At 57.8% G+C, this 14,700-nt stretch carries 14 protein-coding genes; 5 read left to right on the top strand and 9 right to left on the bottom strand.

All coding sequences use genetic code 11. From position 1 onward, the window contains the following. Positions 1–19: 19 nt before the first annotated feature. From ATI02_RS14150 to ATI02_RS14125, 6 genes are all read right to left on the bottom strand, one after another. A complete protein-coding gene (locus ATI02_RS14150; RefSeq protein ID WP_100846586.1) occupies positions 20–1,279 on the bottom strand; it encodes a type II toxin-antitoxin system HipA family toxin in 1,260 nt (419 codons plus the stop codon). Continuing rightward, entirely contained in the window at positions 1,276–1,770 is a 495-nt protein-coding gene (locus ATI02_RS14145; RefSeq protein ID WP_100846585.1) for a helix-turn-helix domain-containing protein, read from the bottom strand. Before ATI02_RS14145 ends, ATI02_RS14150 begins: the two co-directional genes overlap by 4 nt. Before the next feature lie 171 nt (positions 1,771–1,941). Then, entirely contained in the window at positions 1,942–2,103 is a 162-nt protein-coding gene (locus ATI02_RS14140) for a YhfG family protein (RefSeq protein ID WP_225919987.1), read from the bottom strand. 177 nt (positions 2,104–2,280) lie between these two features. Further along, positions 2,281–2,580: a hypothetical protein gene (locus tag ATI02_RS14135; RefSeq protein WP_095190577.1), complete on the bottom strand. Its 300-nt coding sequence runs from the start codon at positions 2,578–2,580 to the stop codon at positions 2,281–2,283. A 362-nt stretch (positions 2,581–2,942) separates the two neighbouring features. Next, the gene (locus tag ATI02_RS14130) at positions 2,943–4,085 is read right to left on the bottom strand and encodes a hypothetical protein (RefSeq protein WP_100846584.1); all 1,143 of its coding nucleotides are present in this window, start codon (positions 4,083–4,085) and stop codon (positions 2,943–2,945) included. Between the two features lie 97 nt (positions 4,086–4,182). Then, positions 4,183–4,470 (bottom strand): hypothetical protein, encoded by a 288-nt coding sequence (locus ATI02_RS14125; protein ID WP_095190579.1) that lies wholly within the window; start codon positions 4,468–4,470, stop codon positions 4,183–4,185. Positions 4,471–4,761: 291 nt separating this feature from the next. Here ATI02_RS14125 and ATI02_RS14120 point away from each other — a divergent pair, with 291 nt between their 5' ends. From ATI02_RS14120 to ATI02_RS14105, 4 genes are all read left to right on the top strand, one after another. Beyond that, positions 4,762–5,265, top strand: coding sequence for a polysaccharide deacetylase (locus ATI02_RS14120; protein WP_095190580.1), 504 nt, complete (start codon positions 4,762–4,764; stop codon positions 5,263–5,265). A gap of 181 nt (positions 5,266–5,446) precedes the next feature. Beyond that, positions 5,447–7,375 (top strand): RecQ family ATP-dependent DNA helicase, encoded by a 1,929-nt coding sequence (locus ATI02_RS14115; protein ID WP_100846583.1) that lies wholly within the window; start codon positions 5,447–5,449, stop codon positions 7,373–7,375. Positions 7,376–7,579: 204 nt separating this feature from the next. Then, the gene (locus tag ATI02_RS14110) at positions 7,580–8,803 is read left to right on the top strand and encodes a 3-hydroxyacyl-CoA dehydrogenase (protein WP_095190582.1); all 1,224 of its coding nucleotides are present in this window, start codon (positions 7,580–7,582) and stop codon (positions 8,801–8,803) included. A 145-nt stretch (positions 8,804–8,948) separates the two neighbouring features. Next, a complete protein-coding gene (locus ATI02_RS14105; RefSeq protein WP_095190583.1) occupies positions 8,949–9,380 on the top strand; it encodes an acyl-CoA thioesterase in 432 nt (143 codons plus the stop codon). A gap of 69 nt (positions 9,381–9,449) precedes the next feature. On the opposite strand, the gene ATI02_RS14100 is transcribed toward ATI02_RS14105, so the two are convergent. Beyond that, entirely contained in the window at positions 9,450–9,926 is a 477-nt protein-coding gene (locus ATI02_RS14100) for a glycine zipper domain-containing protein (RefSeq protein ID WP_095190584.1), read from the bottom strand. Between the two features lie 468 nt (positions 9,927–10,394). On the opposite strand from ATI02_RS14100, the gene ATI02_RS14095 reads away from it, so the two are divergent. After that, entirely contained in the window at positions 10,395–11,336 is a 942-nt protein-coding gene (locus ATI02_RS14095) for an IS110 family transposase (RefSeq protein WP_100846149.1), read from the top strand. A gap of 111 nt (positions 11,337–11,447) precedes the next feature. Here ATI02_RS14095 and ATI02_RS14090 read toward each other — a convergent pair whose 3' ends face one another. After that, positions 11,448–13,796, bottom strand: coding sequence for an FdhF/YdeP family oxidoreductase (locus ATI02_RS14090; RefSeq protein ID WP_095190585.1), 2,349 nt, complete (start codon positions 13,794–13,796; stop codon positions 11,448–11,450). Continuing rightward, positions 13,793–14,632, bottom strand: coding sequence for a formate dehydrogenase accessory sulfurtransferase FdhD (gene fdhD, locus ATI02_RS14085; protein WP_100846582.1), 840 nt, complete (start codon positions 14,630–14,632; stop codon positions 13,793–13,795). Before fdhD ends, ATI02_RS14090 begins: the two co-directional genes overlap by 4 nt. Positions 14,633–14,700 lie beyond the last annotated feature (68 nt).

Raw genomic sequence — 14,700 nt, 5'->3', positions numbered from 1 at the left:
GAACCTTAGATTTTATTAATTACCAGAACGCGGGTGCCATGCTGTCCTGTTCACGCTTCGACAGCCCTAATGCCCCTGCGACCGTCGGCCATTGACGGACTATTTCTTGGTAATTTTCAATGAGTTGCTCGGCTTCGCTCCCGCTAACCCTAAAATACTCCGCCACTTCCCTCGCCAACTCCAAATCCAGCGCATTGTCAGAATCAGTGATGTTCAGCTTCAACCCATCCGCATTCGCCACCGGATTCATGTCATACGCTGCCGACAAGCGCCATCCCCGACCAGGATCCAGAATAAAACCGTGGTTTCGCAGGTGGTCGTCGGTGTTTGAGACCAGGATGTTGAAGACGATTCGTGACCAGAGTTCACGGAGGTCGGTATTGGGTTCCGAGCCGTGTTCCATGATGACTTCCGCTAACTCAAGGTAGCTGGCGCCGGTTGAGGCGTCGTCGCCGTCGACGCGGTTGGTCATGGTCATGGCTGATGCGAAGTGATGTCGGCCGCCGCGTTCGGTTCGGTCGAAACGCTTCACCAGGAAGCAGTGGTGATCGCTTGCGTAGCGTCGGGCTGTGCCGGTCGCAACACGTAGACCACAGTTGACCGCCAAAGCGTTTACTACAAATTCCCAACCACCAACATCGTAGTCATCCCTCGTACTTGGGAATTTGGCGATCCACAGTTGACCGAACTCGTCGACGACGCTGGCTTTCGGTCTGGCGCCGCCCAGCGAGCCGCCAGGTGCGATGAGCATTCTTAGCCATTCGCGGCCCTCGGTGGCTGTGTTGTCCCTATCGTTTTCCAGGGCGAGACTTGCCTGCTCTAACGCGCGTAGCTCGACAAAGGGTGGGGCGGCAACGCCGTCGCGGTCGTCGAGGAAGTTGCCTTCGTCATTGAGTTTGTAGCGAAGGGCGCCGACACGGAACAGGTCGTGGACGCCAAGCAGGTAATCGGATTCAAACAACTTGCTGTTGCTGGGGAGCAAGCCGTCGCGAATGTCCCTTTCTAATCGGCGTTTCATCAACAGTTGGCCCCAACGATCGGGGCTTGAGTCTGCAAAGACGCCAAAGCGGCTCTGATGTTCGCCGGGGAATTGGCGGCCTTCGAAGGGGCCGATGCGCGGGTCTAGAGTTATGGAACTCAACTCGGGATCGGCCAACGCCTTAGGGTCGTACTCAAATTCGAACACGTTGGTGTTGCGTGTTTTCCTTGCGTGTAGAAATCCGAGGCGTCTGGCGCCTTTCAAGGATTCCCAGTCTGCATAAACAGCAATCAGCGTCATTCTTCACCTGTTGGGGGGCCGGCCTTTTTCTTCTTGTTCAAAAGGCTGGAGAGTGAGTGTGTGTTGAATGGGAAGTCAGCCGGAATTTTCGTGGTAGTGGCGGCATCGATAACGTTTGAAGTCTCGACGTGTTCGGATGCGCCCTTTTTTGCCGCACTGACTGCTCGTACTCGCTGGGGCTTTTTCGCTGCGGATCGTGTTGCAGGCATTAACTGCGCATCCTGCAATTGGCGACCCATTTCATCGGCTGCAGCCAGTTTGTTCAGGTCCTTTTCCAGCCCCAGCACTTGCATGACCGACAAGTAGGCCCCGATGGTTACGCCTGAGCCTCCGGATTCCAGATGGCGCAAGGTTGTCAGCGACATGCCTGATCTTTCGGCGACCTGCTTGGCCGTCAATTTGCGGCGTAGGCGAGCCAGCTTCAGTCGTTCACCAAGGTCGACCAAAAGTCGAGCAGTAGAGGGCAAGAGCGGCGCTGTTTTCTTGGCCATGTGGCAGTATTCCTTCATTTTTTAACCTTAACTGCCAGAATAATAGCACTTAAGATGAAGGATGCTGTTTGCCGTAAGACCCGTGAAAAACGAAGTTAAGTGGCATTATTCCATCTGTTTTTGGTTCATATAGCTAGAATACTGCCATTTGAACGTTAGCGCTTCCTCTAGTCAGCCCGGTTTTTGCCGGTACTTTTCGAGAACCTGCATACGTGAGGAAAGTGGCTTTTCAGCATCGGCAGGGGTGGTTTCAAAACCTTCAATGCGTAGGCTGGCCAAATAGTTTGATCGGCGAACCTTGTCGTAATGGGCCTGCTTTTGCTGAAACGTCAAAACGCTCGTATCAGCATTCGAGTCTGAATCGCGATACTTTTTGCGTAAGATCTCGTCCATCTCGATAACGCTTTCCATCAGCTCATCAAAGAATTTGCTCATGGTTGCTCCCATGTTTGATTACCGTTTTTTTGATCGCTCTCACAGAGTGCATAAGAGCGATACGATCATTCAATTTCAGGCTGGTGCTTTCCAGTTGAGCATCTGCTGCTGTGCGACTTGCAGCAGGTCACAGCCATCCTGCGTCAGCAGATAGAGGGCGTGGGTGATGTGGGGGATGTCTTCGACGTCGGCTTGTTTGAAGCTGAGGCAGTAGAGGGTTTTTAGCAGGTCGCTTGAAGCGCGCAGGCGCTGGACGGCGCATTCGAGGATGTCTTGTGGGTTGGCCGTTGTGTCGATGATCAGGGGCTTGGTGTCGGTGAGGTTGGATTCGAGTGGGCGGTAGCGATCGGAGGTGAATTGATTCCAAGTTGTCATTTTTTAATCCTCAATTGCTTCGAAAGAAGCCACCGCATCGTGACCAAGCGACAGGAGGCGACTGTGTTCGGGTTGGTCAACCGGTGAGGATCGCGCACATACCCGGCACACCCGAAGGTGTCCCAAACACAGTCACCATAAACCGCAGGCAAGTGGGTGCCGGCAGCATACAGCGCGTGCGTATACACGATCCAATCGGGTGACCAAGCCCGAGTCGCTGATTTGGCAGCGACAGTCACGACTATAGATTTGACTTACCAAGCCGCGATAGGCGGCAAGGGAGTCTGAGCTTGTAGGAACGGGACGAATACCCGATAGGCCATTGCTGTAGGTTTTTTCGTCCAATCACACACTCAGAATCTTCAACCAATAACCCGATACGCCGCCACATCCAGCACGCTGGTTGTCAGCCCCGTCGCCGGGGCGTAGATCGGGCCTTTCACCGCCGAGAACGGTACGCCTTTGCTGCCCAGCGATACGTAGCGTTCGCCTTTATCCAGTTCGGTGAAGTAGGTGTAGGAGATGTTGTGCATCCGTTTGTACCGGGCTTCATCGCGGACGATGCCGTTGGTGAGGTTTTGCAGGTCGGTCGGGGTCAGGTTGAGGGTTTTGTTCAGTTGTACGCCCCAGCGCTTGAGGCAGGTTTCGGCGTAGTGACGGACCACACGGCCAGGTTCCACCAAGGTTTTCAGGTCGCTTGCGCTGGCAGGCACGCCACCGTCGGCGGTGGCGTTGCCCGCCATGGTCGCGTGGCGCCCGGCCATGGGGTAGACGCTGGTTTTGGTGCCGGTGGCGGTTTGCGGGATTACGCAGCTGAAGCCTTTGGAGCGTTCATCGCGAGCGTAGAAGGCGACGTACTCTTTGACGTTGCTGCCAAGTTTGACCCGCTCTTCCTGGAAGTTACCGATGCCCGGTACGGGGTCCAGCGCAAAGATATTCACTGGAATATTTTTCAGTTGGCTGTCCTTTAACATCGCATTGGCCAGCATGTGGCAACTTATACCGCCTCGGCTCCAACCTACCAGATTGACGTGGGTGGGAATAATTCCATCTTTGCGGAAAGTCTTGATAATCCCTTCCTGTAACTTCTGTTGCGTAATGCTACGGTCGCCGTAGTTGTACTTTCGCCACATCCACGAGCCTTCGACTTTGACATCGTCAATGGGAATGCCAGCGGCTTTGAGGCGGTTGTATTCGACTTCGGTCAGTTGCTCGCGTTGCCAGTCACATTTGCCCTTGATGATATTCAGTGCGTGCTGGACGTTTTCTTCCCAACCCTTGCCGAACAACGTGCCGCTGAGCCCGTATTCCTTGGTTTTGGTGAACAGGTCATCGGCTTGCAGGTTACCGCTGCCGGGGCCGTCGACGACGATCCATTCGGCAAACTCGCGACCGGAATGGTTTGCAGCGAGTGTGGAAATCAGTTCGCCGTTCCAGAAGTTTTCATGGGTGACATCAAACTTGTTGGAGCCGGTGCCGCAAAAGAAAATAGTTAATACAGTCATGCTTGTTGCTCTTGTTTAATGGAAGAGCAACTAACCTAGTGCGATTTTTTAAAATGGTATATGCGTTGGTTGTTTCCAGGTTTGTTGTTTGTTGGTTTTAATTGTTGTGTATGGCTTTGAATTTTGCAACTTCCAGCAGTTCGCAACCGTCTTGAGTCAATAAATAAAGTGCGGTGATGATGTTTGGGATGTCTTTGATGTCTGCCTGTTGGAAACACATGCAGTAAAGAGTTTCCAGCAAATTGTTGGCAGCGCACAGACGTTGTTGGGCGGCATCCAGCAGATCTTCATGGCTGGCGTCCGTGTCGATGACCAATACCGGCTTTTCGCTGTAGCTGGATTTCAAACGGCGATAGCGGGGGCTGGGCGGGTGCAGTGAGTTCATGGAAGAGGGCTGTCCTTTGATAAGTCGCACGGCGCAATTCAGATGCGCCGGCCACTATAGGAGGGCGCTGCGCGCAGGAACAAGCCCGCCGGAATGGACAGCGTTCGTAGGGGTTTTTACTGGGTTCGGGTATTTGCCCTACGCATTTTCATGGGGCTTTTCGGGCAAAACCCTTAGACGGGAAATTTCCTACGGGTTTGTCAGGCACTTCTGAGCAAACCGCTGTATGGTGCGCGCCAGAATCTGTGGGACGTTTCCAGGCGTCCGATACACGCTTAAAGGGAATTAGGTATGCAGTGGCTACGAATGGCCTCGATTGTGGTGCTTTGGGTCAGTGGTTGCCGTTGGGCAATGGCCGCCGACGTTGGCAACGCGCTGGTGCTTGATCATCTGAATCGCACCGGTTGGCCGGATGCGCTCACCAACCAGACGAATGTCGACACCGCTTCGCGCGCCGAGGTGCTGATGTTCGGCAAAGCCTTGCTTGCCAGCGAGGCGCTGGACGAGTCGGGGCTCAAGCAGCGGTTGGGTGTGCCGCAAGTGCAGCTCAAGTCCATCAGGCAAGTGCGCGAGGGCTTGTGGGATCACTTGCTGAGCACTTATCGCAACGCCAGTCAGGACTGTGCCGACCAGCCTTTCTGCCCACAGGCGCGCAGTATCGCCGACTTGCGTCAGTTGGCGGCGGCGTTCACTGGCGACATCAGCCCGGCCCATGCATTGTGGGCGAGCAAGAGCCTGGGTGTGCATGAGCAGATGTTGAATGAGCAGTTGCGGGTGGCGGTGTTGCGGCCCTGAGTTGCAGGATTTTGTATTGTGCTGGCGGGCCTTTTCGCGAGCCGGCTCGCCATCACAGGGACCGTGGCGTTGAAGTAAATCGCTGTATCATTGCGAATCGATTTGGCCCCGACCTTTTCTCGACTCGCTGCGATCGCCCGCTAGGCTGTTGGCATGGCAGCGGTCAAAGGAGTGACAGCGAATGCACAACACCCTGGAACAGGTTTTTGGTTATCCACAGTTTCGTCCCGGACAGGAAACCGCGATCAGCGCGGTCCTCGCCGGGCGCTCGGCAGCAGCGATATTTCCCACAGGTTCCGGCAAGTCCCTTTGCTATCAATTGCCGGCGCTGATGCTGCCGCATCTGACGCTGGTGGTCTCACCGTTGCTGGCGTTGATGCAGGATCAACTGGCGTTTCTGCAGCGCCACGGTATTTCGGCGGGCAGCATCGATTCGGCGCAGAGCCGCGATGACGCCAATGACGTGATGGCCCGCGCCCGTTCGGGCGAATTGAAGATCCTGATGATCTCCGTGGAGCGCTTGAAGAACGAGCGCTTCCGCAACTTTTTGCAGCAGGTGCCGATCTCGTTGCTGGTGGTGGACGAGGCGCACTGCATCTCGGAGTGGGGGCACAATTTCCGCCCTGATTACCTCAAGCTGCCGGACTATCAAGAGCAGTTCAACATCCCGCAAACACTGTTGCTGACGGCCACCGCAACGCCGAAAGTCATCGCCGACATGCAGGCCAAATTTGCCATCGCTGCCGCAGACGTGGTGACCACCGGTTTCTATCGGCCCAATCTCAATCTGCTGGTGGAGCCGGTGCGCGGCCAGGACAAGCGCCGGCGCCTGGTGGAATGGATGGCCGAGCGGCCAGGCCAGCCAGGCATCGTCTACGTGACCTTGCAGAAAACCGCCGAACATATCGCCGAACATCTGGAACGCAACGGCATTCAAGCCGAGGCTTATCACGCCGGGCTGCCCCATGATAAGCGCGAGGGCATCCAGAAACGCTTCATGGCCGGGCAGTCCAATTGCATTGTCGCGACCATCGCCTTCGGCATGGGCATCGACAAGAGTGACATCCGCAATGTGGTGCACTTCGACCTGCCCAAATCCATCGAAAACTACAGTCAGGAAATCGGCCGTGCCGGGCGTGACGGGCAGCCGTCGGACTGTCTGGTGCTGGCCAATCGCGACAGCCTCAACGTGCTGGAAAACTTCGTCTACGGCGATACGCCGGAGCGCGCCGGCATCCGTTATGTACTCGATGAACTGAAGGCCTCGGCGCCGCAAGGGCAGTGGGAGTTTCTGCTCGGTCCGCTGGCGGATCACAGCAACATCCGCGCGTTGCCGCTGAAGACTTTGCTGGTGCAATTGGAGCTGCGCGGTTTGATCGCCCCGCGCTATGCGTATTACGCCGACTATCGCTTCAAATACTTGCTGGAGCCTGAAGCGCTGCTTGAGCGTTTCGACGGTGAGCGCAGAGATTTTGTCGCGGCGATCATCCAGACGTCGCCCCGCGCGCGTACCTGGGCCACGGTGAATTTCGAGGCGATATACACGCAATATTCGGCTGCGCGTGATCGTGTGGTGAAGGCGCTGGATTACTTTCAGGAAAAGGGCTGGGTCGAGCTTGAGAGCAAGCAGATGACCGAGGTCTATAGCTTGCTGCACAGTGATTTTGACAGCGATGTGTTGAGTGGTGAGTTGCACGACTACTTCACCCGGCACGAGCAGACTGAAGTGGCGCGAATTCACGCCATGCTTGAGGTTTTTGCGACTGAACGCTGCCTGGGTTATCGACTGGCCGAATACTTCGGTGATCACGAGGCGCCTGAGCGCTGCGGGCATTGTTCGGTGTGTCATGGGCATGTCGCCCGCTTGCCGGCGCCGCCGCAGTTGCCGGCGCTTGTGGATAAAAACTTTGCCGCGCTGTGCGGTGATTTTATCCACAAGCATGAGCAGCACACGGGCAATGTGCCGACGGCGGAGCGGCTGACGCGGTTTCTGTGCGGGATCAGTGTGCCGCTGTTCACCAAGCTCAAGGCGCGGACGCTTTCCGGGTATGCGGCGCTGGAAGAGTACCCCTACGCCGAAGTCCGCCAGTGGGCCCAGCTACACCTCTGACCCCCTGTGTAGGAGCTGCCGCAGGCTGCGATCTTTTGATGTAGATTTTAACGATCAAAAGATCGCAGCCTGCGGCAGCTCCTACAGGGATAAGGCGTGTTAAATCCATCCGCTGAATGTCGATCATCACGGTAATAAACTTCAAAAACCGTCGATGGCTGACTATGGTGAGACCTGTCTTTGGATCGCCAACAAGAGAACAACATGAGCCAGACATACGATATCAAGACGGCGGCGGTGATCGGTGCGGGCACCATGGGCCGTGGCATTGTCATGTGCCTGGCCAATGCCGGTGTGACGGTGCAATGGGTGGATAACAATCCACAGATGCTTGAACAGGCGCTCGCTGCTGTGGCCGACACTTATGCACACAACGTTCGTCAGGGCCGGATCGATCAGGCCGAGGCTGATGCGCGCCTCGCCCGGGTCAGCGCGGCGGCGGATTATGCGGCGATCCGCAATGTCGATCTGGTGATCGAGGCGGTGTACGAAAACCTTGAGCTCAAGCAGAAGATCTTTCGCGAACTGGATGGCTTGCTCAAGCCTGAGGCACTTTTGGCGAGTAACACGTCGGCGCTGGATATCGATGCGATTGCTGCGGCCACCAAGCGACCTGAGCAAGTGCTGGGCCTGCATTTCTTCAGCCCGGCGCACATCATGAAACTGCTGGAAATCGTCCGTGGCGCGCAGACGTCCCCGGCAGCATTGCAAGCCGCGCTGGCGTTGGGCAAGCGCATGGGCAAGGTCAGTGTGGTGTCGGGCAACTGCCACGGTTTTATCGGCAACCGCATGCTCCATCCGTATGTGCTGGAGGCGCGCAAGATGCTGCTCGAAGGCGCTTATCCACAGCAGGTCGATGCAGCGTTGCAGGGCTTCGGTTTTGCGATGGGGCCGTTCCGCATGTACGACGTGGTCGGCATTGATCTGGAATGGCGTGCGCGTGAGCTGGCCGGTAAAGGTCAGGATGCGCCGCAGGTTCAGGTGGATAACCGCTTGTGCGAGATGGGCCGGTTTGGCCAGAAGTCCGGCAATGGTTACTACCATTACGAGCCGGGCAGTCGTCAGGCTGAGCATGATCCAGAGGTCGATGCACTTGTGTTGCAGGTCAGCGAGGGGCTGGGTTTTCAGCGTCGTGAGATTGGCCCGGAAGAAATTCTGGAGCGCTGCCTGCTGGCGCTGGTCAACGAAGGTGCGAAGATTCTGCAGGAAGGCATCGCCGAGTCGGCCCGTGACATTGATCTGGTGTATCTGAACGGCTATGGCTTCCCGGCGGACAAGGGTGGGCCGATGGCCTGGGCAGATCAGCAGGGGCTGGCGGATATTCATCAGCGCTTGTTGGCGCTGCAGACGCGGCAGGGCGATCAGTGGAAGCCGGCGCGGTTGATTGGTGAGTTGGCGGCGCAGGGGAAGGGGTTTGCTGACCGTTGATTGATGTGGCGCCTGTGCTGGCGCCTTCGCGGGCAAGCCCGCTCCCACAGGGGAGCGCATTCCGAAGTGGGAGCGAGCCTGCTCGCGAAGGCCACGCCTCGGTTTAAATTAGACTCGCCAAAATACCTTCAGGAATCGCTGATCTATGTCCAGCCCAATGCCTCAACGCAGCGACTACCCGCACTTCCAGCCCATCACCACCCGCTGGCATGACAACGACGCCTACGGCCACGTCAACAACGTCACCTATTACAGCTTCTTCGACACCGCCGTGAACACCTACCTGATTCAGGTCGGCGGGCTGGATATCCATGACGGTGAGGTGGTGGGTTTTGTGGTCAGTTCTGCGTGCGATTACTTCGCCTCGATTGCTTTCCCTGATCTGATCGAGATCGGTTTGCGGGTCGGCAAGTTGGGCAACAGCTCGGTGCAGTATGAACTGGCGGTATTCAAGGTCGGCGAAAGCGAAGCGTGTGCCGCCGGGCGTTTCGTGCACGTGTTTGTCGATCGGGCGAGCAATCAGCCAGTGCCGATTCCTGCCGGGTTACGCGGGGCGCTGGAAAGATTGGTGGTGTGAAAAAAGTAAAAAAAATCGCAGCCCTAGGGCTGCGATTTTTGCTTTACCGGCCAACGAGGTGTTTAGGCCTCAGTCGCGATACTTGTGATGTTTGCGGTGGCCATAAGCGTGGCCGCGACCCGGGTGACGGTCGCGATAGTAGCGACGGTCATCGTGACGGCGATCATAGCGACGATCATCGTCATCGCTTTTGTTGCCCATGTAGTTACCCAGCGCGCCACCGGCGCCGCCACCTGCTGCGGAGCCGATCAGGCTGCCGGTGGTGCCGCCCATGCTGCGGCCCACGACGTTACCGCCGGCCGCGCCCAACGCACCGCCGATGGCGGCTTCGCCACGGCTGCGCTTGTCTGCGCCGACCGCACTACCACCCGCGCCGCCCAAGGCTGCGCCGATGGTGGAACCTGTATTGCCGCCTAAAGACTGACCGACGACCGAGCCAAGAACCCCGCCCAATGCGCCGCCCACACCTGCTTCGGTGGTGCCGCCTGCAGACGCAAAACCACTGACCAGGCCAAGGGACAACAAGAGAATCGAGGAGAACTTCATAGAGGAGCCTCAAAGGGATGACGGCGCCGATCCTGAGGCTGTGTAACAAGCGTGACAATCGAAATCCGACGAATAACACGACTTGTATACAAAAACGTAAGTTACTGTTTTATGGGCGGAACTTACGCGTTTTTCGCCGGTCTTTAGCTACTTCGGACAGGCCGCTTTCGTGAAAAAGCGGCCTTTTTTGTGCCCGTTTGAAAAGTGCAAGTGCGAAGAGATGTATTGAATGCCCTACCGCTTTCGCGAGCAGGCTCGCTTGTATGGTAGGACTTGAAGGGAGGAGGAGGGACAAGGCTCGATTCTGACTGTTGACGCAGCACAGACCGTGGGAGATTTCGCCCCTCCTCCTTTCACCCAAGCGCCGATAAAGAATGCATCTGGCTAGACCGACGATAGGAACAAGCCTGCGCCTCTGGGTGAACCCTTCAAGTGCTCAAACCTTATCCCGGAGGAAATCCTGTGGCAATGCCAGTCGCTCTATCAAATCCGATCGTTGGCGTGGATGTCGCCAAAAATGAACTGGTGATTTATCAGGCCGATAGCGATCTGCTTGAAGCGATTCCCAATACCAAAACATCCATCAAGCAGTGGCTGAAGGCCTTGCTCGTCCCCGTGTCTATTGCCATTGAGGCAACCAACATCTACCACCTGGAATTCGCTGATTTGGCCTATGCGGCCGGTTGCACGATTTACATGGTGGGCGGCTATGAACTCAAACACTACCGCGAAGGCGTGAAGATCCGCGCCAAAACCGACGCCTTGGACGCCAAGCTGCTGGCCCGTTACCTGAAGAACGAAGCCGAGGAGTTGCACCCCTGGACCCCGCCATCACCGCTGTACCGCCAGCTCCTGAGCCTTTTCCGCCGCCGCGCGGCTTTGGTCCAGGCAAGGGTCGGCCTGGTGCAGAGCTGGTCGAATGAGCCGCTGTTGAAGGCAGCTTTTGCTGAACAAATAAAATCCATGCAGCGGCTTGAAACGATGATCGAAAAGACGATCAACGATCAGCTCAAACAAGCCGGTTTGCTCGGCCAATTGAAGCGTTGCCTGAAAGTTGAGGGCATTGGATTTCTGACCGGAGCGCGCCTGCTCACGGCGTTTCAGCGGGGAGAATTTAGCAACGCGGATGCGTTTATCGCCTTCCTGGGCATGGATTTACGGGTATCGAAATCAGGGCAAAAGGACGGTCGCCGCAGCTTGACCAAGCGCGGAGACCCCGAGGCCCGCCGACTTTTGCACAACGCAGCGATGTCGGCTAGCCGTACGATAGCCTGGAAAGGGTTTTACGAAGCCCAGAGAGCACGGGGTTTCAGCACCACGCAGGCGTTGGTGATGCTGGCTCGCAAACTTGCTCGGGTGGTATTCGCCTTGCTGAAAGGGCAAAGCGAATATCAGACAAAAGTCAGTTGAGGGCTTCCCCTCAACCATAGAATCTCCCACAGTTGACCGCGTTCATCCCAATGAATCGCGATCCAATGTGGGAGCGAGCCTGCTCGCGAAGGGGCCAGTTGAAGCGCCCGGTTAAGCAGACTTGGCCATGATCAGCCCAGTCTCGCTCGCTGCTTCCAATCGAATTGCAATGAACTTCGACGTCGGCGTATGGCTGCCATCCCCGGTACTTTCCAGCGGCACCAACGGGTTCACTTCCGGATAATACGCAGCAGCCTGACCGGCAGGAATATCAAACGCCAATAGCGTAAAGCCCTTCACCCGACGCTCACGACCATCATCCCAGATCGACACGATGTCAGCCTTCTGCCCTGGCCGGAAGCCCAGACGAATGATGTCAGCCTCGTTGGCAAACAACACATCGCGCTGGCCTTTCACCCCGCGATAGCGGTCGTCGAGGCCATAAATCGTGGTGTTGTATTGATCGTGCGAGCGCATCGATTGCAGGATCAGATCCGGCAACTGTCCGGTAGCGCGGGTGCGTTCGTGTACCAGATCCTTGGGCAGCAGGTTCGCGCGGAAATTGGCGCGGCCCGACGGGGTATTCCACTTGCGTGCGCCGGCGCTGTTGCCGAGGTAGAAACCGCCAGGGTTTTTGATCTTCTCGTTGAACGCCTTGAAGTTCGGAATGGTGTCGGCGATCAGCTCGCGGATACGCCCGTAATCAGCTACCAGCCAGTTCCAGTCCACCGGTTTGCTGCCCAGGGTCGCAGCGGCGATGCCGGCGATGATCGACGGTTCCGAGCGCATCTGGTTCGACAGTGGCTGCAACTGGCCGTTGGAGGCGTGAACCATGCTGAACGAGTCTTCCACGGTGACCGCTTGCGGGCCTTCGGTCTGGATGTCGATGTCGGTACGGCCGAGGCACGGCAGGATCAACGCGTCTTTACCGTGAGCCAGGTGGCTGCGGTTGAGTTTGGTGCTGATCTGCACGGTCAGGTCGCAATTGCTCAGCGCCGCGAAGGTGCGCGGGCTGTCCGGCGTGGCTTGGGCGAAGTTGCCACCCAGACCGATAAAGACTTTGGCGCGACCTTCGGCCATCGCATGGATTGCCTCGACCACGTTGTGGCCATTGTGACGCGGCACCTTGAACTGGAAGCGACGCTCAAGCGAGTCGAGGAAGGCTACCGGCGGACGCTCGTTGATGCCCATTGTGCGGTCGCCCTGCACGTTACTGTGGCCGCGCACCGGGCACAGACCAGCGCCTGGCTTGCCGATGTTGCCGCGCAGCAGCATCAGGTTGGCGATTTCCTGGATGGTCGGCACCGAGTGGCGATGCTGGGTGATACCCATCGCCCAGCACATGATCACGTTCTTGCCTTTGGCGTACATGCGCGCCGCTTGTTCGATTTCCACCAGCGTCAGGCCGGACTGCTCAATGATCTGCTCCCACGGCGTGTCATCGACGACACCGAGGTACTCCAGCACGTTGGCACTGTGGGCATTGAGGAAGTCATGGTCGAACACGGCCGGTGTGCCGGCCTTCTGCGCATCGCGTTCCCAATGCAGGAGGAACTTGGCCATGCCGCGCAGCAGCGCCATGTCGCCGCCCAATGCCGGACGGAAGTACGCGGTGTTGGTCGGTTTGTCGCCGTTGGTGAGCATTTCGATCGGGTGTTGCGGATGTTGGAAACGTTCCAGGCCGCGCTCTTTCAGTGGGTTGACGCACACCACCTGAGCGCCACGTTTCACTGCTTCGCGCAGCGGTTCAAGCATCCGCGGATGGTTGGTGCCGGGGTTCTGGCCCCAGACGAAAATCGCATCGGCGTGTTCGAAATCGTCGAAGGTCACGGTGCCTTTGCCGACGCCGACGCTTTGCGCCAACGCCACACCGCTGGCCTCGTGGCACATGTTCGAGCAGTCGGGGAAGTTGTTGGTGCCGTAAGCGCGTACGAACAGCTGATACAGATACGCCGCTTCGTTGCTGGCACGACCCGAGGTATAGAACTCGGCCTGATCCGGGCTCGACAGGCCTTGCAGATGTTTGCCGATCAGCGCGTAGGCGTCGTCCCAGGCAATCGGTTTGTAACGATCGGTCTGGGCGTCGTAGACCATCGGCTCGGTCAGGCGGCCCTGATACTCAAGCCAGTAATCGCTCTGCTCCAGCAACGAAGTGACGCTGTGCTTGGCGAAAAACTTGGCGTCTACACGACGCTTGGTCGCTTCCCAGTTCACCGCTTTGGCGCCGTTCTCGCAGAACTTGACCATGCCGCTTTCCGGCGAATCGCCCCACGCGCAACCCGGGCAGTCGAAACCGCCGTTCTGGTTGGTCTTGAGCATCATGCGCAGGTTTTTCAGCGCGTTGTCGCTGGTCAACCAGGCCTGGGCCACACTGATCAGGGCACCCCAGCCGCCGGCGGCACCTTTGTAAGGCTTGTAGCGCGGGACAGGTTTCTGGTCGGCTTGATGATGTTGGCTCACGCTTGATTCTCCATCGCGGGGCTATACACCCGCGGCGCACTTTTCTGCGGCAGGTGGATGAGATTGAGGTTATGTCGACGGGCCCATTGCACGGCAAGGCCTGTGGGTGCGGACAGGCTGACCAGGGTCTGGATGCCGGCGCGCAACACTTTCTGGATCAATTCGAGGCTGCAACGGCTGGTGACAATCGCCAGTCCGCCTTCTGTGGATATCTTCTGGCGGATCAGCCCGCCGATCAGTTTGTCGAGGGCGTTGTGCCGGCCGATGTCTTCGCGGCCCAGCAGCAGTTCGCCGCTGGCGTTCATGAACACCGCCGCATGCACCGCACCGCAGTGTTGGCCAAGCGGCTGGAACGCGCCGATGCGCTGGCGCAGGCCGTCGAGCCACTCAATCGGCGGCAAGGGCGCGCCGGGCAATACCTTGAGGTCGGGCAACGCCTGTTCCACCGCCTCGACGCCGCACAAGCCACAACCACTGGTGCCGGCCAGTTGCCGACGCTGGGTCTTGAGATTCCAGAACGCGCGGTTGGCGATGGTCACTTGCGCGTATTGCGCCGAGCCTGCGCCAGTCAGTTGCAGGTCATAGATGTCGGTAGCGTCTTCGATGATGCCGCTGCCGAGGCTGAAGCCAACGATGAAGTCTTCAAGGTCGGTCGGCGTCACCAGCATCACCGCCTGACTGATGCCGTTGTAGGCAATCGCCAACGCGACTTCCTCGGCCAGCGCGGTGCTGGCCGATTCCTCAAGGGGTAGATCGCTGTAGCTGTAGGTGTGGCTGGCGGCGGGCGCGGGCGTTTCAAGTGCAGGCGCCGCGCAGGCTGGGCGCTTGGCGTTCATGGCATCACCAACGGTTTGATCAACGTTAAGACTAGGCGCGGCAAGTTGTCGCGTCTAATCGCAAATGT

The sequence above is a fragment of the Pseudomonas baetica genome (genome assembly GCF_002813455.1).
Taxonomy (GTDB): Bacteria; Pseudomonadota; Gammaproteobacteria; order Pseudomonadales; family Pseudomonadaceae; genus Aquipseudomonas; species Aquipseudomonas baetica.
This window is presented reverse-complemented; position numbering and strand designations above follow the sequence as displayed.

Bases quoted from the DNA above. Each gene is read 5' to 3' on its own strand.
- ATI02_RS14120 (WP_095190580.1), top strand. From the start codon at position 4,762: ATGCAGTGGCTACGAATGGCCTCGATTGTGGTGCTTTGGGTCAGTGGT.
- ATI02_RS14105 (WP_095190583.1), top strand. From the start codon at position 8,949: ATGTCCAGCCCAATGCCTCAACGCAGCGACTACCCGCACTTCCAGCCC.
- ATI02_RS14145 (WP_100846585.1), bottom strand. From the start codon at position 1,770: ATGGCCAAGAAAACAGCGCCGCTCTTGCCCTCTACTGCTCGACTTTTG.
- ATI02_RS14150 (WP_100846586.1), bottom strand. From the start codon at position 1,279: ATGACGCTGATTGCTGTTTATGCAGACTGGGAATCCTTGAAAGGCGCC.
- ATI02_RS14115 (WP_100846583.1), top strand. From the start codon at position 5,447: ATGCACAACACCCTGGAACAGGTTTTTGGTTATCCACAGTTTCGTCCC.
- ATI02_RS14130 (WP_100846584.1), bottom strand. From the start codon at position 4,085: ATGACTGTATTAACTATTTTCTTTTGCGGCACCGGCTCCAACAAGTTT.
- ATI02_RS14110 (WP_095190582.1), top strand. From the start codon at position 7,580: ATGAGCCAGACATACGATATCAAGACGGCGGCGGTGATCGGTGCGGGC.
- ATI02_RS14125 (WP_095190579.1), bottom strand. From the start codon at position 4,470: ATGAACTCACTGCACCCGCCCAGCCCCCGCTATCGCCGTTTGAAATCC.
- fdhD (WP_100846582.1), bottom strand. From the start codon at position 14,632: ATGAACGCCAAGCGCCCAGCCTGCGCGGCGCCTGCACTTGAAACGCCC.
- ATI02_RS14095 (WP_100846149.1), top strand. From the start codon at position 10,395: ATGCCAGTCGCTCTATCAAATCCGATCGTTGGCGTGGATGTCGCCAAA.
- ATI02_RS14100 (WP_095190584.1), bottom strand. From the start codon at position 9,926: ATGAAGTTCTCCTCGATTCTCTTGTTGTCCCTTGGCCTGGTCAGTGGT.
- ATI02_RS14135 (WP_095190577.1), bottom strand. From the start codon at position 2,580: ATGACAACTTGGAATCAATTCACCTCCGATCGCTACCGCCCACTCGAA.